Origin of the sequence: Pseudomonas mucoides (assembly GCF_015461845.1) — a bacterium.
In the GTDB taxonomy this organism is placed as follows: domain Bacteria; phylum Pseudomonadota; class Gammaproteobacteria; order Pseudomonadales; family Pseudomonadaceae; genus Aquipseudomonas; species Aquipseudomonas mucoides.
This window is the reverse complement of record NZ_JACOPW010000001.1, coordinates 734,441-756,797: the sequence shown is the minus strand read 5'-3', so window position 1 is coordinate 756,797 and position 22,357 is coordinate 734,441. Positions and strand designations below refer to the sequence as shown.

General features: G+C 57.4%; 27 protein-coding genes. 19 read left to right on the top strand and 8 right to left on the bottom strand.

The genetic code is table 11. The annotated features are described in order from the left end of the window. Window positions 1-56: 56 nt before the first annotated feature. Entirely contained in the window at window positions 57-251 is a 195-nt protein-coding gene (locus H8F22_RS03635; protein WP_059181194.1) for a hypothetical protein, read from the top strand. 62 nt (window positions 252-313) lie between these two features. On the opposite strand, the gene H8F22_RS03630 is transcribed toward H8F22_RS03635, so the two are convergent. Next, the gene (locus H8F22_RS03630) at window positions 314-1,066 is read right to left on the bottom strand and encodes a carbonic anhydrase (RefSeq protein ID WP_194939764.1); all 753 of its coding nucleotides are present in this window, start codon (window positions 1,064-1,066) and stop codon (window positions 314-316) included. A 459-nt stretch (window positions 1,067-1,525) separates the two neighbouring features. On the opposite strand from H8F22_RS03630, the gene H8F22_RS03625 reads away from it, so the two are divergent. Then, window positions 1,526-1,981 (top strand): DUF2214 family protein, encoded by a 456-nt coding sequence (locus H8F22_RS03625; protein WP_027921569.1) that lies wholly within the window; start codon window positions 1,526-1,528, stop codon window positions 1,979-1,981. 189 nt (window positions 1,982-2,170) lie between these two features. On the opposite strand, the gene csrA is transcribed toward H8F22_RS03625, so the two are convergent. Further along, window positions 2,171-2,365, bottom strand: a complete 195-nt coding sequence (csrA, locus tag H8F22_RS03620; RefSeq protein ID WP_007938114.1) for a carbon storage regulator CsrA — start codon at window positions 2,363-2,365, stop codon at window positions 2,171-2,173. Window positions 2,366-2,615: 250 nt separating this feature from the next. On the opposite strand from csrA, the gene H8F22_RS03615 reads away from it, so the two are divergent. Beyond that, window positions 2,616-2,981: a sporulation protein gene (locus H8F22_RS03615; RefSeq protein WP_027921568.1), complete on the top strand. Its 366-nt coding sequence runs from the start codon at window positions 2,616-2,618 to the stop codon at window positions 2,979-2,981. Window positions 2,982-3,048: 67 nt separating this feature from the next. Here the strand turns inward: H8F22_RS03615 and H8F22_RS03610 are convergent, their stop codons facing one another. From H8F22_RS03610 to H8F22_RS03600, 3 genes are all read right to left on the bottom strand, one after another. Continuing rightward, window positions 3,049-3,738 (bottom strand): endonuclease, encoded by a 690-nt coding sequence (locus H8F22_RS03610; protein ID WP_059181191.1) that lies wholly within the window; start codon window positions 3,736-3,738, stop codon window positions 3,049-3,051. A 4-nt stretch (window positions 3,739-3,742) separates the two neighbouring features. Beyond that, entirely contained in the window at window positions 3,743-4,033 is a 291-nt protein-coding gene (locus H8F22_RS03605) for a DUF1654 domain-containing protein (protein WP_194939763.1), read from the bottom strand. 169 nt (window positions 4,034-4,202) lie between these two features. Then, window positions 4,203-5,291 (bottom strand): asparaginase, encoded by a 1,089-nt coding sequence (locus tag H8F22_RS03600; RefSeq protein WP_027921565.1) that lies wholly within the window; start codon window positions 5,289-5,291, stop codon window positions 4,203-4,205. A 348-nt stretch (window positions 5,292-5,639) separates the two neighbouring features. On the opposite strand from H8F22_RS03600, the gene H8F22_RS03595 reads away from it, so the two are divergent. The 8 genes from H8F22_RS03595 (at window position 5,640) to H8F22_RS03560 (ending at window position 13,280) form a co-directional block, all read left to right on the top strand. After that, complete coding sequence (locus tag H8F22_RS03595) at window positions 5,640-6,086, top strand: hypothetical protein (protein WP_027921564.1); 447 nt, start codon at window positions 5,640-5,642, stop codon at window positions 6,084-6,086. Window positions 6,087-6,274: 188 nt separating this feature from the next. Then, on the top strand, window positions 6,275-7,231 hold the full coding sequence (locus tag H8F22_RS03590; RefSeq protein ID WP_194939762.1) for a sugar ABC transporter substrate-binding protein: 957 nt from the start codon (window positions 6,275-6,277) through the stop codon (window positions 7,229-7,231). Between the two features lie 55 nt (window positions 7,232-7,286). Further along, window positions 7,287-8,840 carry a sugar ABC transporter ATP-binding protein gene (locus H8F22_RS03585; protein WP_027921562.1) on the top strand — a complete coding sequence of 518 codons (1,554 nt, stop codon included), beginning with the start codon at window positions 7,287-7,289 and terminating at the stop codon, window positions 8,838-8,840. After that, a complete protein-coding gene (locus tag H8F22_RS03580) occupies window positions 8,837-9,814 on the top strand; it encodes an ABC transporter permease (RefSeq protein ID WP_027921561.1) in 978 nt (325 codons plus the stop codon). The genes H8F22_RS03585 and H8F22_RS03580 overlap by 4 nt, the downstream gene beginning before the upstream one ends. Before the next feature lie 3 nt (window positions 9,815-9,817). Beyond that, on the top strand, window positions 9,818-10,837 hold the full coding sequence (locus tag H8F22_RS03575; RefSeq protein ID WP_027921560.1) for a LacI family DNA-binding transcriptional regulator: 1,020 nt from the start codon (window positions 9,818-9,820) through the stop codon (window positions 10,835-10,837). A gap of 57 nt (window positions 10,838-10,894) precedes the next feature. Further along, a complete protein-coding gene (gene rbsK / locus H8F22_RS03570) occupies window positions 10,895-11,812 on the top strand; it encodes a ribokinase (protein WP_194939761.1) in 918 nt (305 codons plus the stop codon). Next, window positions 11,809-12,213, top strand: coding sequence for a D-ribose pyranase (gene rbsD / locus H8F22_RS03565; protein WP_059181188.1), 405 nt, complete (start codon window positions 11,809-11,811; stop codon window positions 12,211-12,213). The genes rbsK and rbsD overlap by 4 nt, the downstream gene beginning before the upstream one ends. A 38-nt stretch (window positions 12,214-12,251) precedes the next feature. Beyond that, the gene (locus H8F22_RS03560; RefSeq protein ID WP_027921557.1) at window positions 12,252-13,280 is read left to right on the top strand and encodes a nucleoside hydrolase; all 1,029 of its coding nucleotides are present in this window, start codon (window positions 12,252-12,254) and stop codon (window positions 13,278-13,280) included. Window positions 13,281-13,312: 32 nt separating this feature from the next. On the opposite strand, the gene H8F22_RS03555 is transcribed toward H8F22_RS03560, so the two are convergent. After that, window positions 13,313-13,525 carry a hypothetical protein gene (locus H8F22_RS03555; protein WP_027921556.1) on the bottom strand — a complete coding sequence of 71 codons (213 nt, stop codon included), beginning with the start codon at window positions 13,523-13,525 and terminating at the stop codon, window positions 13,313-13,315. Between the two features lie 132 nt (window positions 13,526-13,657). On the opposite strand from H8F22_RS03555, the gene H8F22_RS03550 reads away from it, so the two are divergent. Beyond that, the gene (locus H8F22_RS03550; RefSeq protein WP_194939760.1) at window positions 13,658-13,963 is read left to right on the top strand and encodes a hypothetical protein; all 306 of its coding nucleotides are present in this window, start codon (window positions 13,658-13,660) and stop codon (window positions 13,961-13,963) included. A 164-nt stretch (window positions 13,964-14,127) separates the two neighbouring features. Next, on the top strand, window positions 14,128-14,448 hold the full coding sequence (locus H8F22_RS03545; protein WP_194939759.1) for an I78 family peptidase inhibitor: 321 nt from the start codon (window positions 14,128-14,130) through the stop codon (window positions 14,446-14,448). Window positions 14,449-14,520: 72 nt separating this feature from the next. Here H8F22_RS03545 and H8F22_RS03540 read toward each other — a convergent pair whose 3' ends face one another. Next, on the bottom strand, window positions 14,521-14,733 hold the full coding sequence (locus H8F22_RS03540; protein WP_003179963.1) for a cold-shock protein: 213 nt from the start codon (window positions 14,731-14,733) through the stop codon (window positions 14,521-14,523). A 282-nt stretch (window positions 14,734-15,015) separates the two neighbouring features. Continuing rightward, window positions 15,016-15,324, bottom strand: a complete 309-nt coding sequence (locus H8F22_RS03535; RefSeq protein WP_027921553.1) for a hypothetical protein — start codon at window positions 15,322-15,324, stop codon at window positions 15,016-15,018. 384 nt (window positions 15,325-15,708) lie between these two features. Between H8F22_RS03535 and thrS the strand changes: the two genes are divergently transcribed. The 6 genes from thrS to pheT all read left to right on the top strand — a co-directional run bounded on the left by thrS (window position 15,709) and on the right by pheT (window position 22,355). Then, on the top strand, window positions 15,709-17,631 hold the full coding sequence (gene thrS / locus H8F22_RS03530) for a threonine--tRNA ligase (protein WP_194939758.1): 1,923 nt from the start codon (window positions 15,709-15,711) through the stop codon (window positions 17,629-17,631). Next, window positions 17,631-18,182: a translation initiation factor IF-3 gene (gene infC, locus H8F22_RS03525; protein ID WP_172435341.1), complete on the top strand. Its 552-nt coding sequence runs from the start codon at window positions 17,631-17,633 to the stop codon at window positions 18,180-18,182. Before thrS ends, infC begins: the two co-directional genes overlap by 1 nt. Window positions 18,183-18,242: 60 nt before the next feature. Then, window positions 18,243-18,437 (top strand): 50S ribosomal protein L35, encoded by a 195-nt coding sequence (rpmI, locus tag H8F22_RS03520; protein WP_008145659.1) that lies wholly within the window; start codon window positions 18,243-18,245, stop codon window positions 18,435-18,437. A 27-nt stretch (window positions 18,438-18,464) separates the two neighbouring features. Next, a complete protein-coding gene (rplT, locus tag H8F22_RS03515; RefSeq protein WP_007905879.1) occupies window positions 18,465-18,821 on the top strand; it encodes a 50S ribosomal protein L20 in 357 nt (118 codons plus the stop codon). 109 nt (window positions 18,822-18,930) lie between these two features. Then, on the top strand, window positions 18,931-19,947 hold the full coding sequence (gene pheS / locus H8F22_RS03510) for a phenylalanine--tRNA ligase subunit alpha (RefSeq protein WP_007905876.1): 1,017 nt from the start codon (window positions 18,931-18,933) through the stop codon (window positions 19,945-19,947). 26 nt (window positions 19,948-19,973) lie between these two features. Beyond that, complete coding sequence (gene pheT, locus H8F22_RS03505) at window positions 19,974-22,355, top strand: phenylalanine--tRNA ligase subunit beta (protein WP_194939757.1); 2,382 nt, start codon at window positions 19,974-19,976, stop codon at window positions 22,353-22,355. Window positions 22,356-22,357: the final 2 nt, after the last annotated feature.

Here is a 22,357-nt window from a genome sequence, read left to right as displayed (position 1 = left end):
GTTTGCAGCAATTGAGGCGTAAACTGGCGGTGCTACCTCATCAAAAGGAGCCGCATATGATCGCCGACCAAACGAACAAACAGACGTCTGAGACTAGAACTGTTTGGGATCAGTTTTTCTGCGCTGCATTGATTGCGGAGAGCAACCTGACGGCCCCGGTCGTAGGTGGGGCTACTCACGAAGACAGGCAGAACCTGTTGATCGAAAGAGCCAAGGCGCTCGCAGACAAGATGATGGAAAACAGAAGGTAACCAGGGCCCAGCCATTGCGCTGGGCTTTTCATGCCTGGCTATGCCAATGACTGGTGTTGGAATCAGGCGATCAGGTCTACTTTCCCGGTTGCCAGGCGATAAACGCCGCCCACTACTTTCAACGTGCCTTTGCTGAGGGCGTCCGTCAGCAAGGGGGAAGCATTTTTTAGTCGCTTGACCGAGTCTTTGACATTTTGCGCTACCGCATTAGCGGGAAGACTACCCGGCTCCTTGAGTACCGTCTCGATAGAGCCCTTGAGTGCCTCAGTCAGTTTCGGGATGTGGCCAGGAAAAACGGTGTGATCTTTTACCGCCTTGATACCTGCGTTAATCGCACCGCAGTCTTCATGCCCGAGCACGAGGATGAGTGGTGAACCAAGCACCGCGACAGCGTATTCAAGGCTGGCCAAACCCTCATCAGTGACGAAATTGCCAGCAACGCGTATGGCGAAAAGATCTCCCCGGGCAGTGTCAAAAGCGTACTCGGGGGCGATACGAGAGTCAGAACAACTGAGTACCGACACGAACGGGTTCTGGCCTGTGACCAGGGCTTCTCGTTCGGCCTTGAAGTCATGAATCTTGGAGGTACCGGAAACATATCGCTCGTTTCCCTCCATTAGCCGTTGAAGGGCCATGTCGGGGTTGATTGAGTTTTGCGGTTTTGGGGGTGGCGCCGTTTTCTCGGCGGCCAGGAGGAGTTGGTCAGGCAGGGCGCCAGCCAATAGCAGGGCACCGGCTCCAAGGCCGGCATACTTCAGGAACTTACGGCGACCACCCGCGTTTTGAAGTGGTTTTGAATCACATGATTCACACATGGCTTGTGTACTCAGGTGAAAGGGGGGGGGCTTGCTGTCAAAAGCGAGTGCTTTCAGAAGCCTTCAGCTCTTGTGTGGTGGAGTCTAGCCCGTCTGTGACGTAATGTTTCTGGTGCTGTTTTCAGGCCTGTTGGTTTCGTTTGCGATGACTTGGTTTAGCCAGAGCCTTGCTCATGTTCCATAAAAAAAGTGTGGATATTTAAGGGCTTACGATTTTTTTTAACCGGCCGGTGGTCGAAAATATATTGTTACAAGTGGGTTGCTGGGATATTATCGCGCCGCGTTCACCACCACGGTTTATGCATTTTTAAGTCCCAAGCTTCCATCAGCTGCTTGGGATTTTTTTTTGCCTGAAATTTGTCCTGCCCCTTCGAACGCCCGCCCAAACCGGGCAAGTCCTGGTCTTTTGGGCTACTACTGTCTGGCCAAACTCAAACTCGGTCTGATGGGGGTACATCGATGCTGGTTCATTGGTCTCTTGCGGCAATTCACCTGCTGGCCGTTGCGCTGGCATTCTGGGCCGTTTTAAACCGCGGCACGGCATTCAGTCGCCTGGCGGCCGGGACTGGGGAAGCTCGGCGCGTGCTGGTGGCCGATAACCTGTGGGGGATTTCTGCGGTCATCCTCCTGATCACCGGAGGGATGCGGGCCTTTGGCGGGTACGAAAAAGGCACCGATTACTACCTTCACCAGCCACTGTTCCACCTCAAGATGACGCTCTTCGTGCTGATCCTGCTGCTTGAAGTTGCCCCGATGGTGGCGTTGATCAAATGGCGGATTGCGCTTGGGCGTGGCGTGACGATCGATACCGCTCGGGCAAAACTGTTTGCTCGTTTCAGTCATATCGAAGGCTTGCTGGTGTTACTGATGGTCATCGCGGCGACGGGGATGGCGCGTGGGGTAACCTTTGGTTGACCGAGAGCGATCACGTCCTTCCTCGGGGTTATTCGGAAACGTCTGACAGCCATGGCATGAGATATGCCAGTAGTATCGGCTTCAAGTTTTGGCGGGAGAGGGGGAGCGAGCCGGCGGGCATTGCGGCGCTCGAATCTTTAGCCAGCCGGTGTTCAGGGCGAACGGGCTGGCTACTGACTGCAACAGGATTCAGGGGGTTTGTGGCTTGTCTGGCGCGGTGAGGCCAGCCTGAATGCGCTGATAAATTTCTTCACGGTGCACTGCAACGTCTTTCGGGGCGTTGATGCCGATCCTGACTTGCTGGCCGCTCACGCCCAGAATGGTGATCGTAATGTCGTCACCGATATTTATGCTTTCACCGACTTTGCGGGTGAGTATCAGCATGGTCTTCTCCTTGATTGCTTTGTAGGGCACCTGATTCGAACAGTGCAGAGGTCGGTGGTATGTATAGATTAGTGCGAAGTCTCACGGTTTGGGTGCCTCTTTCTGACGCGCAGATGCTGCATTAATTCCCAAGGCGTAACTATACAGAGGCCGCAACCATCAATCTCGTTGTTTTGTGCCCATTTTGCGGCACTCGGGAAGTATTCATGAATGTTAAAATCACCGCTTTCGGCATTCAGAGGGAACCGTTGTGCGCAAAATGGTCTTGGTAATCGCTGTATTGGCGCTGGCTGGATGCGGTGAAGGGAAGGGTGTTGACGCTCAAAAAACGAAGCCGGCAGTCGTTTCCGCCCCCGCCGCGACAAACGGGCCGCAATGGGACCTCGAAGTGCGAGGTGAAACACCCCAGGCAGTGAGTGATCTGAGTGGCTGGCTGATTGAACACAGCTTCGTCTCCAACGTCATCATGGAAAACGGCAAGACGCGCATTCTGATGGGGCCATTCAGTTCGAAAGCCGAGACCGAGGCCAAGCAGGCAGAAGTGGCTGCAGCACTGGCGCGGGCTAAGAAACAGAATGTCGAATTGCTGGTGCTCGAGCGTCCTGCGGCCCAGTAACGCAGTGGCTGAAAAGGCAAAAGGCCTCGGGTTTTACGCCGAGGCCTTTTCACTTTCCAGCGGAAAGTCAGCCGCAGGCTTTCATGTTCACCGGCCCGACAAACTCGTTACCGCGACCCATGACGCACGCCACGCTCTGGTTACGCTGACGTTCCCAGGCTTCAACTGGATAAGTTTTGTTCCAGGCTTCGTACAGTTGGCGGTCTTGTTTCGACAGACTCAAGCCGTATTGCTTGCTCATGTAGAAATAAGTCCGGGCGATCATGCCGCGAATGGAAGGGCGGGGCATGACCTTCTTGGCCTTGAAATCCACCTGGGTCAGGCATGAGCCATATTGACCGGTCTGCACCGGCAGCCAGCCAAAACTGAAGTTGTTGCGGTCACCGTTCACCTCGCCAATGCTCGGCACCAGGTTGTGCAAATCGGCTTCGGCCTTCTGGAATACCGGATCGTAACGGGTGCAGTTCTTGCGCCCACCGGCCTGCCAGCACTGGCGCTGATGACCGATCTGCCACGCCGGGACAATATGCTCCCACTCGATGCGGGACGCGCGCTTGGCGTTTTTGCGCGGCACATAACCACAAGCAGCCAGGTTCACCTTGTTGCCAGTGTATTTGCAGCCGCAATAGAACTCGGTGGATTGCGGTGCATACAGTTTCCAGGCGACTTTTTTGGCTTCACTGAAGGTGCGTGGGGCGCCAGCCTGGGCCCCGAGGGAGATGAATAAAACCAGCAAAGCAAGCCAGCGGACACTCATTGACTCAATCTTCCTTCGGCACAACCCAGAAAATTTGCACACCGCCATCGTCGCGATAGGCGAGGGTGACGTTGTCGTTCTCGTCGATTTCTTCGAGCAATTGTTCCCACTCATCCACTGGTTCGTCCGGCAGGCGGAAGATCAGTGCTGCTTTGGCTTTTTGAGCGGTGGGGGAATTGATGATTTTCTGAACGCGCAGACCCATGCGTGCATAGGTATCAGGAGAAGCAGGGGGGGTGGCCACAGGATTATCCTTAGTAAGCTGTACGTGCATACAGTATTTAACTGTAAGCATTTTCGCAACTGCTTAAAATTCAAGAAAATCCTCTGACAGCGGTTTCTACCGTTTGCTGTAGGAAGAGGAGAAAATTTTTATCGGAGTTTTGCCAAGGGTGTTAACCACTCGTCAACGCTGACGAGTGGTTAAGAATGTGCCCGACCAGAACCGGTCGGGCGAGGGTGAATCAGTACTCCCAGAACATCCGTTGCAGCTCTTTGCTGTCGTTGGTCTTGGTCAGTGCGACCATGGCCAGGATGCGGGCTTTTTGCGGGTTCAAGTCATGCGCGACCACCCAGTCATATTTGTCGTCAGGCTGTTCGGCATTGCGCAGTACGAATCCGCCGGCGTTGACGTGGGACGAACGAATGATTTGCACGCCATCTTTGCGCAGGGCTTGCAAGGTCGGAACGACCCGCGAGGAAACCGAGCCGTTGCCGGTACCAGCGTGGATGATCGCCTTGGCCCCGGACTGAGCCAGCGCCTTGTACGCCGTGTCGCTCACGTTGCCGTAGGAATAGGCGATTTCTACGTCAGGCAGGCTCTTGATGGTTTTGATGTCGAATTCCGAGTCCATGGTGTGGCGCTTGGCCGGCAGACGGAACCAGTAGGATTTACCTTCGACCACCATGCCCAGCGGACCCCAGGCACTTTTAAACGCCTCGGTCTTGATGTTGATCATTTTGCTGACGTCACGGCCCGACTGGATTTCATCGTTCATGGTCACGAGGACGCCCTTGCCGCGCGCTTCTTTGCTGCTGGCGACGGCGACGGCGTTGTACAGGTTGAGCATGCCGTCGGCCGACATCGCCGTGCCTGGGCGCATGGAGCCGACGACGATGATTGGCTTGTCGGTCTTCTCCACCAGGTTCAGGAAGTAGGCGGTTTCTTCCAGGGTGTCGGTGCCGTGGGTGATCACGATGCCATCGACGTCTTTGCTGTCCGCCAGTTCGGCCACGCGACGGCCCAGTTGAAGCAGGTTGTCGTTGGTGATGCTTTCCGAGGCGATCTGCATGACCTGCTCGCCACGAACGTTAGCCAATTGGCTGAGTTCCGGAACGCCGGCAATCAACTGGTCGATGCCGACTTTTGCCGCTTGATACGTCGCGCTGTTAGCAGCGCTCGCACCGGCGCCGGCGATGGTGCCGCCGGTGGCCAGGATGACCACGTTCGCCAGTTTCTGTTGGGTTTCGACTTCTTTTGCCTGAAGGGCGGTAGGGAGTAGCAGCAGGAGGGCCAAAGCGCCCGGAATAAAAGTGTTGAAGGCAGATTTCATTATTTTCTCTCTAGTAGTCAGACGGTGCTGATGCAAGTTCATCTAGATACGCCCCCGGCAGATCTGAACGCCGGGGGTGTAGGTGGAGAGCAGGATCTGTACCAGCCAAACGTTGAACGAGAAAAAGTTTTAACTAGTTGATTTATATCTGAAATTATCTTGGCTCTAGTCGAGGTTAAACATGAAGGCGTCCGGGTTTCCGAATAGGTTGAGCGTTTACGTTCGGCTCTCCGAAAATGCCTACGACGTTTGTAGAGAAGGTCGCCTTGCCAAATCAGGAATCAATGCTAAAGAAACCCCCACATCGGTCGATGCCCCGTTAAGGTTATTTTTCTTACAGGAGTTCCCATGTCATTTTCTGTTGGTTTTCCAAATGCGGGCGCGGTCACCATCGGCGGCAAGTCCCCGTCGACGATCAATGCCTTGAGCGAAGCGACGGCTGACACCGCGACTCAGGTGCAGGGGAAGGAAGAGGGCAGCGACAACCAGGTTCGAACCGGTGGCGGTGCTCAGGACGAAACCAAGTCCAAGGGCGGCAGCACTCAAAGTATTGCGGTGCAAGTACTGCTCAAGCGCATGCAGGAACTGCAACAGCAACTGCGTGAGCAACAGCAACAACTGGCGGCTGCACAGGCAGCGTCTTATCCGACCCCGGAAGCCAAGGCCACGGCGGTGATGTCGATCCAGGGGCAAATCGCGGAAACCAACGGCGCGCTGTCACAAGTGGCAGGCAATCTGGTGAAAGAACTGGCCAAGGACTCCAGTACAGGCGGTCTGATCAGCACCGTTGCCTAACGTGGCAGGTCGGTTTTGCCAACGGAGACACCAAACAGGTCGTTGACAAATAGCAGCAGGGTTCGCATAGTTCGGTCTACGCAAACGTTTGCGAGGTCTTGTCGGTGGTCATACCGTCGACGATCGGAGTCCAGGCATTACTCCAGCGCAAGCATTGCTCACAATAATCATAAGATCGGAGTGAACCCATGAAGCTGCCATTCGCTGGACGTCTTCTTGCTGTCGCTATGCTGGCTGTCGCATCCGCCGCGCTGCCCGTCTCATCGGCCTTCGCCGAATTGCCTGAAAAACCCAAAGTCGCACTGGTCATGAAATCCCTGGCCAATGAATTCTTCCTGACCATGGAAGACGGCGCCAAAGCTTATCAAAAAGACCACTCCGGCGAATTCGACCTGATCTCCAACGGCATCAAGGACGAAACGGACACTGCTGGCCAGACGCGCATCGTCGAGCAGATGATCCTCGCCAAGGTCAATGCCCTGGTCATCGCACCGGCGGATTCCAAGGCCATGGTTCCGGTGATCAAGAAAGCCATCGATGCCGGCATCACCGTGATCAACATCGACAATCAACTCGACCCGACCGTCCTCAAAAGCAAGAACATGACGGTGCCGTTCGTAGGCCCTGATAACCGCAAAGGCGCGCGTCTGGTTGGCGAGTACCTGGCCAAGAAACTGAAGGCCGGTGACGAAGTCGGCATCATCGAAGGCGTGTCCACCACCACCAATGCCCAGGCCCGTACCGCGGGTTTCAAAGATGCAATGGAAGCGGCGCAGATCAAAGTCGTTTCGTTGCAGTCCGGTGACTGGGAGATCGACAAGGGCAACAAGGTTGCCGCCTCGATCCTAAGCGAATACCCGGACGTCAAAGCCCTGCTGGCCGGCAACGACAGCATGGCCGTCGGTGCCGTTTCCGCCGTGCGTGCAGCGGGCAAGGCTGGCAAGGTGCAAGTAGTCGGTTACGACAACATCAATGCGATCAAGCCGATGCTCAAGGATGGTCGCGTCCTGGCCACCGCCGACCAGTTTGCAGCCCGACAAGCCGTGTTCGGTATCGAGACTGCGCTGAAAATCATCAAGGGCGAGAAGGTCGACAGCGGCACCAACGGCGTGATCGAAACCCCGGTAGAACTGGTCACCCAGTAAGCCTTCTGGCGACACACTGGTGCTCGCCCGTCCGGGCGGGCACAGGGAGAGTTTTATGTCCGTTTGCGCTCCGAACGCTGTCCTCACGGTCAGCGGTATCGGTAAGACCTACGCTCAGCCGGTACTGACCGGCATCGACCTGACGCTGATCCGCGGTGAAGTGTTGGCACTGACCGGTGAGAATGGTGCCGGCAAAAGCACGCTGTCGAAGATCATCGGCGGGCTGGTCACGCCGACCACCGGCCAGATGCAATTCCAGGGTCAGGATTACCGTCCCGGCAGCCGGACCCAGGCTGAAGACCTGGGCATCCGCATGGTCATGCAAGAACTCAATCTGTTGCCGACCCTGTCGGTGGCGGAAAACCTGTTTCTCGACAACTTGCCCAGCAACGGTGGCTGGATCAGTCGCAAGCAGTTGCGCAAAGCGGCGATCGAGGCCATGGCCCAGGTCGGCCTCGACGCGATCGACCCGGACACCCTGGTCGGCGACCTCGGCATCGGCCACCAGCAAATGGTCGAGATCGCCCGCAACCTGATTGGCGACTGCCATGTGCTGATCCTCGACGAACCGACGGCCATGCTGACGGCTCGTGAAGTCGAGATGCTGTTCGAGCAGATCACCCGCCTGCAATCCCGTGGCGTATCGATCATCTATATCTCTCACCGTCTCGAAGAACTGGCGCGGGTTGCCCAGCGCATTGCGGTGTTGCGCGACGGCAACCTGGTCTGCGTCGAGCCGATGGCCAATTACAACAGCGAGCAACTGGTCACGTTGATGGTCGGTCGTGAGCTCGGCGAACACATGGACATGGGGCCGCGCAAGATCGGCGCTCCCGCGTTGACGGTCAAAGGCCTGACCCGCTCGGACAAGGTTCGCGATGTGTCCTTCGAAGTGCGTGCTGGCGAAATCTATGGGATCTCCGGATTGATCGGGGCAGGGCGCACCGAGTTGCTGCGCCTGATCTTCGGCGCCGACACTGCGGACAGCGGCACGGTCGCGCTCGGGTCTCCGGCTCAGGTGGTGAGTATCCGCTCGCCGGCCGATGCAGTGGGTCACGGCATCGCCCTGATCACGGAAGACCGCAAAGGCGAAGGCTTGCTGCTGACCCAATCGATCAGCGCCAACATTGCCTTGGGCAACATGCCGGTGATTTCCAGTGGCGGTTTTGTCAACAACGGCGACGAGATGTCTTTGGCTCGGCGTCAGATCGACGCCATGCGCATCCGCAGTTCGAGCCCGACACAATTGGTCTCCGAACTGTCCGGTGGCAACCAGCAAAAGGTCGTGATCGGCCGCTGGCTCGAGCGTGATTGCTCGGTGATGTTGTTTGACGAGCCCACCCGTGGCATCGATGTCGGCGCCAAATTCGACATTTATGCGTTACTTGGCGAGCTGACCCGCCAGGGCAAGGCGCTGGTGGTGGTGTCCAGTGACCTGCGAGAGCTGATGCTGATCTGCGACCGGATCGGTGTGCTGTCGGCGGGGCGCCTGATCGACACGTTCGAGCGCGACAGCTGGACCCAGGATGACTTGCTTGCCGCCGCTTTTGCCGGCTACCAAAAACGTGATGCGTTGCTCAACGAAGCAGCGCCTAGGGACCTTCCATGAAAACTGCATCTTCTGCCGGCAAACGTAGTGGCAACTTCTACGGCCTGGGCACCTATCTGGGCCTGGCCGGTGCCTTGCTGGCGATGATTGCGCTGTTCTCGGTATTGAGCAGCCACTTTCTTTCTTATGACACGTTCAGCACCCTGGCCAACCAGATTCCCGATCTGATGGTGCTGGCGGTCGGCATGACCTTCGTGTTGATTATCGGTGGCATCGACCTGTCGGTCGGTTCGGTGTTGGCGCTGGCGGCATCAACGGTCAGCGTGGCCATTCTCGGCTGGGGCTGGAGCGTCCTGCCCGCCGCATTGCTCGGCATGGCGGCGGCGGCATTGGCCGGGACCATTACCGGTTCGATCACCGTGGCCTGGCGGATTCCGTCATTCATCGTCTCTCTGGGCGTGCTGGAAATGGCCCGGGGCGTGGCGTATCAGATGACCGGGTCGCGCACCGCTTATATCGGTGATGCCTTCGCCTGGCTGTCCAACCCGATTGCCTTCGGCATCTCGCCATCGTTCATCATTGCCTTGCTGATTATCTTCATCGCGCAGGCCGTGTTGACTCGTACGGTATTCGGTCGCTACCTGATCGGCATTGGCACCAATGAAGAAGCGGTGCGTCTGGCGGGGATCAATCCAAAACCCTACAAGATTCTGGTGTTCAGCTTGATGGGGCTGCTGGCCGGTATTGCCGCGTTGTTTCAGATTTCCAGGCTCGAGGCGGCGGATCCCAATGCCGGCTCCGGGCTGGAGTTGCAGGTCATCGCCGCTGTCGTCATCGGTGGCACCAGCTTGATGGGTGGCCGTGGTTCGGTGATCAGCACCTTTTTCGGCGTCCTGATCATTTCCGTGTTGGCAGCGGGCCTCGCGCAAATCGGCGCGACCGAGCCCACCAAACGCATCATCACCGGCGCGGTGATCGTGGTGGCGGTGGTGCTGGATACTTATCGCAGTCAACGCGCAAGCCGGCGGACCTGAATCATGGCAACGATCAAGGATGTAGCCGCACTCGCGGGCATTTCCTACACCACCGTGTCACATGTGGTGAACAAGACCCGGCCGGTCAGTCAGGAGGTGCGGATCAAGGTCGAAGAGGCGATCAAGACGCTGGACTACGTGCCGAGCGCCGTAGCCCGTTCGTTGAAAGCCAAAACCACCGCGACCATCGGGTTGCTGGTGCCCAACAGCCTCAACCCGTACTTCGCCGAACTGGCGCGAGGCATCGAGGATTACTGCGAGCGTAAGGGTTATTGCGTCATTCTCTGCAACTCCGACGACAACCCGGACAAGCAGCGCAGCTACCTTCGCGTATTGCTCGAAAAGCGCATCGACGGTTTGATCGTGGCGTCGGCCGGTGGCGATGCGGGGCTGGCGGAAGGTCTCGCCGGTGTACGCACGCCGATGGTCATCGTCGACCGCGGGCTGGAAGGTGTGAATGCCGATCTGGTGCGCATTGATCACGAATACGGCGCGTATCTGGCCACTCGGCATCTGCTGGAGCTGGGGCATCGGGACATCGCCATGATCGGCGGTCCGGTGGGTACCAGCGTGGCGCAAATGCGTCTGGCGGGTTATTGCCGTGCCTTGCAAGAGGCGGGCGTCGACGTCAATCGCGAGCGCATGCTGGAAAGCGACTTCACCAGCACCGGCGGTTACAACGCGGCAGCGATTTTGTTGGAGCGCAATCCGCCCAGCGCGATCTTTGCCGGCAACGACATGATCGGCATCGGCGTGCTGCGAGCGGCCGCCGAACGCAATGTTCGGGTACCGAGCGAGCTGTCGGTGATCGGCTTCGACGATATCCAGATGAGCCGTTATGTCTATCCGGCGCTGACCACCGTGGGACAGTCGATCCTGCAGCTCGGTGAGATGGCGGCTGAAGTGCTTTTGCGCAGGATCGCCACGCCGGACATGGCCACTGATCAGCGCATCGTGACGCCCAGTATTGTGCTGCGAGAGTCGACCGCGCCGCTCGCCGGCGTGTTCGCCCAGTTTCGTTGAAACACCGCGCCGCTAAACCAAAAGCACTGCAGACACAGAATTAATGAGTAGCAATGTATGCCAGCAAAAGTAGTGGTGATAGGCAGTCTGAACATGGACCTGGTAACCCGGGCGCCAAGGCTGCCGCGTGGCGGTGAAACGCTGATCGGTCAGTCGTTTGCCACGGTGTCCGGTGGCAAGGGTGCCAATCAGGCCGTTGCAGCAACCCGGTTGGGCGCCGAGGTGTCGATGGTCGGTTGCGTGGGCAATGATGCCTATGGCGCAGAACTGCGCGCAGCCCTGTTGGTCGAGGGCATCGATTGCCAGGCTGTCAGTACCGTTGAGGGCTCCAGCGGCGTCGCGTTGATCGTGGTCGATGACAACAGTCAGAACGCCATTGTCATCGTCGCGGGTGCCAACGGCGCATTGACTCCGCAAGTCATCGACCGTTTTGACGCCGTGTTGCAGGCGGCGGATGTGATTATTTGTCAGTTGGAAGTACCGGATGCAACGGTAGGCCATGCCCTCAAACGGGGGCGTGAGCTGGGCAAGACCGTCATTCTCAACCCGGCCCCCGCCAGTCGCCCATTGCCGGCGGACTGGTTTGCCGCCATCGATTACCTGATCCCCAACGAAAGCGAAGCCTCTGCCCTGACGGGGTTGACGGTGGATTCCCTGGAATCGGCGGAAACCGCCGCGACCCGATTGATCGCCATGGGCGTGGGTAAAGTGATCATTACCTTAGGCGCCGAAGGCTCGCTGTTCGCCGACGGGGCACGCCTGGAGCATTTCCCGGCACCGAAGGTCAAAGCCGTCGATACCACCGCCGCCGGAGATACCTTCGTGGGTGGATTTGCCGCCGCATTAGCGTCTGGCAGCAGTGAAGCTGAGGCGATCCGCTTCGGTCAGGTTGCCGCCGCCCTGTCGGTCACCCGCGCTGGCGCACAACCCTCGATTCCCACCTTGTCCGACGTACAGGCGTTTAAAGCACCATGAAAAAAACCCCATTGCTCAATATCGCGTTGTCGCGGCTGATTGCCTCGCTGGGTCACGGCGATACGATCGTGATCGGTGATGCCGGTCTGCCAGTGCCGGCAGGTGTCGAACTGATCGATCTGGCACTGACCCAAGGCATTCCGGACTTTGTCAGTACCTTGAACGTTGTGCTGAGCGAAATGCAGGTCGAAAGCCATGTGCTGGCTCGCGAGATTCTCGACAAGCAGCCACCTGCATTGAGTGTTCTGGACAAGTTGAACGCTGAAGGTGCTCTGGGTTCGCGCGAGTTGCTCAGTCATGACCAGTTCAAGGTCCTCAGCCGACAGGCGCGGGCGATTGTTCGTACAGGTGAGTGTGCGCCGTACTGCAACATCGTGCTGGTATCGGGGGTGACGTTCTAGCGCTGGATTCGTTTTCCCCCTCGCACAAGGAGTGCGTTATGCCCCGCTATGCTGTGAAACTTCACCACCTGCTCCGGAGTTTGCTGCTTTTGTCCCTGATTACTGCAACGAGCGCCCAGGCGGCGGAAAAAATCGATTTGATCATCGACACCGATCCCGGAACCGACGACGTGGTCGCTTTGCTGTTTGCCCTGGCATCGCCCGAAGAGTTGAGTATTCGTGCGCTGACAACCGTGGCCGGCAACGTGCGTCTGGACAAGACATCGCGTAATGCTCGACTGGCCCGGGAGTGGGCAGGGCGCGAAGACGTGCCGATTTATGCCGGTGCGCCGAAGCCGCTGATGCGCACGCCGATCTATGCCGAGAACATACATGGCAAGGAAGGTCTGTCAGGCGTCACCGTGCATGAGCCAAAGAAAGGCCTGGCTGAAGGCACTGCGGTCAACTACCTGATCCACACTTTGAAAACGGCCAAACCCCACAGCATCACGATCGCCATGCTCGGCCCGCAGACCAACTTGGCCCTGGCGTTGATTCAGGAACCTGAAATCGTTCAAGGCATCAAGGAAGTGGTGCTTATGGGCGGTGCGCACTTCAACGGTGGCAACATTACGCCGATGGCCGAGTTCAACCTGTTCGCCGATCCGCAGGCCGCCGACATCGTGTTGAAAAGTGGCGTGAAACTGACTTATCTACCACTGGACGTGACCCACAAGATCCTCACCAGCGAATCGCGCCTGAAGCAGATCGCGGCGATCAACAACAATGCCAGCAAGTTGGTGGGTGACATTCTTAATGGATATATCAAGGATGACATGGAGCACTACGGTATTCCCGGTGGCCCGGTGCATGACGCCACCGTCATCGCCTACCTGCTCAAGCCTGAGCTGTTCAGCGGTCGCTTGGTCAACGTGGTCGTTGATAGCCGCGAAGGTCCGACCTTTGGTCAAACTATTGTCGACTGGTATGACGGCCTGAACGCGCCAAAGAATGCGTTCTGGGTTGAAAGTGGCGATGCTCAGGGCTTCTTCGACTTGCTGACTCAGCGTCTGGCCCGTTTGAAATAAACCGCACGCCCGCAGGTGCCAGCCTGCGGGTCTTACGCCCGTCCTGCCTCTACGGCGGCTTTTTGGTCCGCCAGGTGTTTTTCGAAGATTTGCTCGATGAACGATTGTGCGGCCTCGGTTCCAAGGTCCCGGACCAATAGATCGATACCGATAATGGCGAGCTCTTCCGTACTGCTTGGGCTGTAGGAGCTATGTCCGTCCTGCCATTTGGCTTTGATGTCGGCGTCGATGCTTACGGTGGTCATGATGGCGCTCGTGAAGTCGGGGAAGTCTGAGCGTCGAGTTAACCATTTTGCGCGGCGTTTGGCACTCCGACTTAGGCATGGGAGGAGGGCTATGCGACACTTGGTCTTTGACGAATTTTCAAGGACCGCGCTGTGCAGATCGATTTGAACACTCCTGACGGTTTGACCCTTGAGGCTGTGCGCCAGCTATTGGCCTGCGCCAGTGACGATGAACACACTCAGTTGCGGGTCACCAAGGGCGGCATCGCCTACATTTCGTCGGGCGTTGTGGGCGGCACAGACATCGACGGGCTGCGGTTTCGCCTGGAAACATGGGCCAAGGGTTCGGGTTATGTCGGGCGGGTCGCAGCCAGCGACGAGGTCTGGGTCATGCAGATTTTCAACGCGTTGAAAGACAACTGGCCGAACCCGCCGTACGACTACATTGACGTTTATTGAGCGCTGTTCATATTCAGTCACGATTGAGTGCTGAAGGGCAGGGCGATGCTCAGGCACACTCGGCGCTTGTGCGGATCGAGGGCCGGGTGAGGGCATTCACCTTGAAACCTATCGCCGAAATGGCGGTCGCACGATCTCTGCTTAATTATTGAAAAGGAGGCTTCATGCCTTGGAAGCTCGCGTCATTGGGTACTGTGTTTGCCGTCACTCTGCTGGCAGGTTGCAGCAGTCCGTCATCCGAGTCGGCAACTGACCCTGTAACGACGACTGACACGGGTCATAGCCGCTGCGAAGCAAAGGCTGCGCAATTCACTGTTGGCAAAGTGGCTTCGCCCGAACTGCTGGAGCAGGCGCGCACTCGCGCAGGCGCACAGAACGCACGGTTCCTGTCGCCCAACGACATGGTGACCCTGGAGTATCGCTCCGATCGCCTGAACCTGAACACCGATGCCAATCGGCTGGTCACTCGCGTCAACTGCGGCTGATCGCACCAGGCTTTTGTTTCGCCCATAAAAAACCCCGTCACATGGACGGGGTTTTTTTAGTGCGCCAGAAACTTACTCTGGGCGAACTTGTGCAGCTTGCATACCCTTTTGGCCTTTCTCAGCCACGAAGGAAACGGTTTGGCCTTCTTTCAGGCTTTTGAAACCGTCGCTTTCGATAGCTTTGAAGTGTACGAACAGGTCGTCACCGCCACCTTGAGGAGTGATGAAGCCGAAGCCTTTTTCATCGTTGAACCATTTAACGGTGCCGGTTTGGCGATTAGACATGGTGTATCTCCAAGAAACATATATTTTCAGTAGTGCTGTGCTGCTCAGGCCAACTGGGCACACCGGAGTATCATAGTCGAAATGTTCGCTTTGGGAGCCCCCCGGACGTGCTGTTTGCCCTCATGTAGCATGCTTTTCGTCACGTCGAATGGCTGGAAGCCCCGGTTTAAGCGGCTTTGCGCTAAAAAACAGGGCAGTAAAAAAAGCCATAAAACCTGCGTAAATTATGTAAATCAGCCCTTTTTGGGCTGGTTTTGACCTGCCAATTCTTCAGGATCCGAGCTATGCACCCTTATTTTGAACTCGGCACACCGCGATTTCTTTCAATGCGCGCTGACTCAATTCAGGGCCCGGCGGATTGTTTTTGTCCATCAACTGCGCGATCTCTTGAGTGGTGAATTTCTTCTCGAGAACGTCGGCACCACATGAACAGTGCTTCTGCGCTTCGACCGGGTTGACGCTTTGGCTGGCAGCTTTGGTGCAATCGCTCATGTACTGGGCTTTCACACCGGCAGGCCAGGCAGCGTATGCGCTCAGTGGCAGCATCAAAGCAAGCGGGGCGGCGAAGGCGAAAAGACGGGGAAGACGCATGTCAGGAACTCCTTGGGGTCGATAATCTGTAGCGATTCTCAGCCTATTTGAGGTGGCCCGTACATCTCAAGTTCACTCTGCGCGGTAAAAGTGTGGAAATCTTCATTGTCTGAGCACGCAGGCGTCGACGACCGTTCATCTGTGCTAGCATGCCTCGCTCGGGCCTTTGCAAGCTCCGGATGACCTTCAGTCCCGGTGGCGGCAACAGCGCGAATAACCCTGATTTGAATCCCAGTCACTCTGGTTCGGTTTTCCGGTTGGCCGCAAGGCTCCTGCCGCTGTAAGGCAGGCGTTCGTCATTGAATGGCCTGGATCGGATCTTGTACTGGCTCATCCCAACCCACGTGACCTTTGGTAGGGGTCACCACTAGGAGAGGAGGCGCCATGCCAACTATTACTCTTCCCGACGGCAGTCAACGTTCATTCGATCACCCGGTTTCCGTAGCCGAGGTCGCCGCATCCATTGGTGCTGGCTTGGCCAAGGCCACCGTGGCCGGCAAGGTCAATGGCAAGCTGGTCGACGCCAGCGACATCATCGACAGCGATTCCACGCTGCAAATCATTACGCCAAAGGATGAAGAGGGGCTGGAGATCATTCGCCACTCTTGCGCCCACCTGGTTGGCCATGCGGTCAAGCAGTTGTACCCGACCGCCAAAATGGTGATCGGGCCGGTCATTGACGAAGGCTTCTATTACGACATCGCCTTCGAGCGTCCTTTTACTCCGGACGACCTGGCCGCCATCGAACAGCGCATGCAGCAGCTGATCGAGAAAGATTACGACGTGATCAAGAAAGTCACTCCGCGCACCGAAGTGATCGAAGTGTTCAAGGCCCGTGGCGAAGACTACAAACTGCGCCTGGTCGAGGACATGCCGAACGAACAGGCCATGGGCCTGTACTATCACGAAGAATACGTCGACATGTGCCGCGGCCCGCACGTGCCGAACACGCGTTTCCTGAAATCCTTCAAGCTGACCAAGTTGTCCGGCGCCTACTGGCGTGGCGATGCCAAGAACGAGCAATTGCAGCGCGTTTACGGCACCGCCTGGGCGGACAAGAAGCAGCTGGCGGCTTACATCCAGCGCATCGAAGAAGCTGAAAAGCGCGATCACCGCAAGATCGGCAAGCGCTTGGGCCTGTTCCACACCCAGGAAGAGTCGCCGGGCATGGTGTTCTGGCACCCGAACGGCTGGACCCTGTACCAGGTTCTCGAGCAGTACATGCGCAAGGTTCAGCGCGACAACGGCTACCTGGAGATCAAGACGCCTCAGGTCGTTGACCGCAGCCTGTGGGAGAAATCCGGGCACTGGGCCAACTACGCCGACAACATGTTCACCACCCAGTCGGAAAACCGCGACTACGCCATCAAGCCAATGAACTGCCCTTGCCACGTGCAAGTGTTCAATCAGGGCCTGAAAAGCTACCGCGAGTTGCCGATGCGTCTGGCCGAATTCGGTGCTTGCCACCGTAACGAGCCATCGGGTGCGTTGCACGGCATCATGCGGGTGCGTGCGTTCACTCAGGATGACGCCCACATCTTCTGCACTGAAGAGCAGATGCAGGCTGAATCCGCTGCGTTCATCAAACTGACCATGGACGTTTATGCCGATTTCGGCTTCAAAGACGTCGAGATGAAGCTGTCCACTCGTCCGGAAAAACGCGTGGGTTCTGACGAATTGTGGGACCGCGCCGAAGCGGCATTGGCTGCAGCCCTTGATAGCGCGGGCCTGCCGTACGATTTGCAGCCGGGCGAAGGTGCGTTCTACGGTCCGAAGATCGAGTTCTCGCTGAAAGATTGCCTTGGCCGCGTCTGGCAGTGTGGTACCCTTCAGCTCGATTTTAACCTGCCTGTCCGTCTGGGAGCCGAATACGTCTCCGAAGACAACAGTCGCAAGCACCCGGTAATGTTGCACCGGGCGATCCTTGGCTCCTTCGAACGTTTCGTCGGAATCCTGATCGAGCACTACGAGGGTGCATTCCCTGCGTGGCTGGCTCCGACCCAGGCAGTGATTATGAATATCACTGATAAACAAGCCGATTTTGCTGCTGAAGTTGAAAAAACCCTCAACGAAAGCGGATTTCGTGCCAAGTCTGACTTGAGAAATGAAAAGATCGGCTTTAAAATCCGCGAGCATACTTTGCTCAAGGTTCCCTATCTCTTGGTTATCGGAGATCGGGAAGTCGAGATGCAGACTGTCGCTGTGCGTACTCGTGAAGGTGCTGACCTGGGCTCGATGCCCGTCGCCCAGTTCGCTGAGTTTCTCGCGCAAGCGGTTTCCCGGCGTGGTCGCCCAGATTCGGAGTAATTATTATTAAGCGTGAAATGAGACAAGATAAACGAGCTGCACCGAAAGCCCCGATCAACGAGAATATCTCGGCACGCGAGGTTCGGTTAATTGGGGCTGAAGGCGAGCAGCTTGGGATTGTGTCAATTGAAGACGCGCTTCTTAAGGCTGAAGAAGCCAAGCTCGATTTGGTGGAAATTTCCGCCGATGCAGTACCCCCTGTTTGCAAGCTGATGGACTACGGCAAGTCGATCTTCGAGAAGAAGAAGCAGATTGCTGCGGCCAAGAAAAACCAGAAGCAGATCCAGGTTAAAGAAATCAAGTTTCGTCCAGGGACGGAGGAAGGGGATTACCAGGTAAAACTGCGCAACCTGGTACGTTTCCTGAGTGATGGGGACAGGGCCAAGGTATCCTTGCGATTCCGCGGCCGTGAGATGGCCCACCAGGAGCTGGGGATGGAACTCCTCAAGCGAGTTGAAGGTGACTTGCTCGAGTACGGTTCGGTCGAACAGCATCCTAAGATGGAAGGACGCCAGCTGATCATGGTCATCGCCCCGAAAAAGAAGAAGTAATCAACAGGGCACGGCAGGCCTTCTGATTATGTTTATCAACTGAATGCGGAGTATCCGAACATGCCAAAAATGAAAACTAAAAGTGGTGCTGCTAAGCGGTTTCTGAAAACTGCTAACGGTATCAAGCACAAGCACGCTTTCAAGAGCCACATCCTGACTAAAATGTCGACCAAGCGTAAGCGTCAACTGCGCGGTAGCAGCTTGCTGGCACCGTGTGACGTGGCAAAAGTCGAGCGCATGCTGCGCCTTCGTTAATTTAGTCAAGAATAGAGGAAGTAACTCATGGCTCGTGTAAAGCGTGGCGTCATTGCCCGTAAACGTCACAAAAAAATTCTGAAACTTGCTAAAGGCTACTACGGCGCTCGCTCGCGCGTATTCCGTGTTGCCAAGCAAGCGGTAATCAAGGCAGGCCAATACGCCTACCGTGACCGTCGTCAGAAAAAACGTCAGTTCCGCGCTCTGTGGATCGCTCGTATCAACGCTGGTGCACGTATCAACGGTCTGTCCTACAGCCGTTTCATCGCCGGCCTGAAAAAAGCGTCCATCGAGATCGACCGTAAGGTTCTGGCTGATCTGGCAGTGAACGAAAAAGCGGCGTTTGCTGCGATTGTCGAGAAAGCTAAAGCCACCTTGGCTTAAGTACCCCCGACAGTCACCCGGCCTCACCTCTGTGGGGTCAGGTGTTAAACGTCATAAATAGGGGAAGAGCCTTCAAGCTCTTCCCCTATTTTGTATCTGGAGTCTGTACATGGAAAACCTGGACGCGCTCGTCTCTCAAGCACTAGAGGCTGTGCAAAGCGCTGAAGATATCAATGCCCTGGAGCAAATCCGGGTTCACTACCTTGGCAAAAAGGGTGAATTGACTCAGGTGATGAAGACCCTGGGGAATTTGCCGGCAGAAGAGCGTCCGCAAGTCGGCGCCCTGATCAACGTTGCCAAGGAGCGTGTCACAGAGGTTCTCAATGCTCGCAAGGCACTGTTTGAAGAGGCCGACCTGGCCGCCAAACTGTCTGCCGAGTCCATTGACGTGACCCTGCCTGGCCGCGGCCAGACTTCCGGTGGTCTGCATCCGGTTACCCGGACTCTGGAACGTATCGAACAGTTCTTCACCCACATTGGCTACGGCATTGCCGAAGGCCCTGAGGTCGAAGACGACTATCACAACTTTGAAGCGCTCAACATCCCAGGCCACCACCCGGCCCGGTCGATGCATGACACCTTCTATTTCAATGCCAACATGTTGCTGCGCACCCATACCTCGCCGGTACAGGTCCGCACCATGGAATCGAAACAGCCGCCGATCCGCATCGTCTGCCCAGGTCGTGTGTACCGTAGCGACTCCGATATTACCCACTCGCCGATGTTCCACCAGGTCGAAGGCCTGCTGGTCGATCGCGATATCAACTTCGCCGACCTGAAAGGGACCATCGAAGAATTCCTGCGCGTGTTCTTCGAAAAAGAACTGGCCGTGCGTTTCCGTCCTTCGTACTTCCCGTTCACCGAGCCATCCGCCGAAGTCGACATGGAATGCGTGATGTGCAGCGGTAAAGGCTGCCGCGTCTGCAAACAGACTGGCTGGCTGGAAGTCATGGGCTGCGGCATGGTTCACCCGAACGTGTTGCGTATGTCCGGGATCGACCCGGAAGAGTTTTCGGGCTTTGCCTTCGGCATGGGCGTTGAGCGTCTGGCCATGCTGCGTTACGGCGTGAACGACTTGCGTCTGTTCTTCGACAACGACTTGCGGTTCCTCGCGCAATTTCGCTAGTCGTAACGAATTCTTAGGAGAGCAGGATGAAATTCAGTGAACAATGGCTGCGTGGCTGGGTAAGCCCGCAGGTAAGTCGCGACGAGCTGGTTGCTCGTCTGTCGATGGCCGGTCTTGAGGTCGATAGCGTTACGCCGGCCGCCGGTGTTTTCAGCGGTGTGGTCGTGGGCGAGGTGCTGAGCACCGAGCAGCACCCTGACGCTGACAAGCTGCGTGTGTGCCAGGTCAGCAATGGCTCGGAGACCTTCCAGGTCGTCTGCGGCGCGCCCAACGTGCGCCCGGGCCTGAAGATCCCGTTCGCCATGATCGGTGCCGAGCTGCCGGGCGACTTCAAAATCAAGAAAGCCAAGCTGCGTGGCGTTGAGTCCAACGGCATGCTGTGCTCGCAAGCCGAGCTGCAAGTGGGCGAAGGCAACGATGGCCTGATGGAATTGCCGGTCGATGCACCGGTCGGTCAGGACATTCGCGAATACCTGAGCCTGGACGACGCCAGCATCGAGGTCGACCTGACCCCGAACCGCGGCGACTGCCTGTCCCTGGCTGGTCTGGCCCGTGAAGTCGGCGCGCTGTACGCCGCCACCGTCACCCGCCCGGTCGTTGCCACCGTTCCAGCCGCGCACGACGAAGTGCGTTCGGTTGAAGTGCTGGCGCCAGCCGCTTGCCCACGTTACCTGGGGCGTGTGATTCGTAACGTCGACCTGTCCAAGCCTACGCCGTTGTGGATGGTTGAGCGCCTGCGTCGTTCCGAAGTGCGCAGCATCGACGCGGCTGTCGACATCACCAACTACGTGATGCTGGAGCTGGGTCAACCGCTGCACGCCTTCGATCTCGCCGAAATCAATGGCGGCATCCGCGTGCGCATGGCCGAAGAAGGCGAGAAGCTGGTGCTGCTCGACGGCCAGGAAGTCACCCTGCGTAGCGATACGCTGGTGATTGCCGACCACACCCGCGCCCTGGCTATCGCCGGCGTCATGGGTGGCGAGCACAGTGGTGTGAACACCGCGACCACTCGCGATATTTTCCTTGAAAGCGCGTTCTTCGATCAGATCGCTGTCGCTGGCAAGGCCCGCTCCTACGGCCTGCACACCGACGCCTCGCACCGCTACGAGCGTGGCGTGGACTGGCAACTGGCCCGTGAAGCCATGGAGCGCGCCACTGGCCTGCTGCTGGAGATCACTGGCGGTGAAGCCGGCCCGATCATCGAAACCGTCAGCGAACAGCATCTGCCGAAGATTGCTCCGGTGACGTTGCGCGCACAGCGCATCACCCAAATGCTGGGCATGGAAATGGATTCAGCCGAAGTCGAGCGTCTGCTCAACGCTTTGGGCCTGACCGTTTCCGCCGACGGGGCAGGGCAGTGGCGCGTTGAAGTGCCAAGTCATCGCTTCGACATCAGCCTGGAAGTCGATCTGATCGAAGAGCTGGCCCGTCTGTACGGTTACAACCGTCTGCCGGTTCGCTACCCGCAAGCTCGCCTGGCGCCACAAGCCAAGGCCGAAGCGCGCAGCGATCTGCCTGAGCTGCGTCGCCTGCTGGTCGCCCGTGGTTACCAGGAAGCGATCACCTACAGCTTCATCGATCCGAAACAATTCGAACTGTTTAATCCGGGTGTGGAACCACTGGTGCTGGCCAACCCGATTTCGAACGACATGGCGGCCATGCGCTCGTCCTTGTGGCCAGGCCTGGTCAAGGCGCTTCAGCACAACCTGAATCGTCAACAGGACCGCGTCCGTCTGTTCGAAAGCGGCCTGCGCTTCGTCGGTCAACTCGAAGGCCTGAAGCAAGAGCCAATGCTCGCCGGTGTGGTGTGCGGTAGCCGTCTGCCAGAAGGCTGGGCACAGGGTCGCGATGTCGTGGACTTCTTCGACGTCAAGGCTGACGTGGAAGCGGTGCTGGGCTTCGCCGGTGCGCTGGACTCGTTCACTTTCGTGCCGGGCAAACACCCAGCGTTGCACCCGGGTCAAACCGCGCGCATCGAACGTGAAGGCCGTCTGGTTGGTTTTGTCGGCGCCATCCACCCTGAATTGTCGAAAACCCTCGGTCTCGACCGTCCGGTCTTCGTTTTCGAGCTGGTGCTGGCGGAAGTGGCGTTGGGCAAAATGCCTAAATTCCAGGAGTTATCGCGCTTTCCTGAAGTGCGTCGTGACCTTGCACTGATTGCCGAAAAAGACGTCGCAGCCAGCGCCGTACTGGACGTAATCCGTGAAAATGCAGGGGAATGGCTGACGGACCTCAGGCTATTTGACGTGTATCAGGGTAAAGGCATTGATCCTGATAGAAAAAGCCTCGCAGTCGGCTTGACCTGGCAGCATCCATCGCGCACTCTTAATGACGATGAGGTGAATACCACGACGCAAAATATCCTCACCTCGCTCGAACAAAGGTTGAACGCCACGTTAAGGAAGTGACG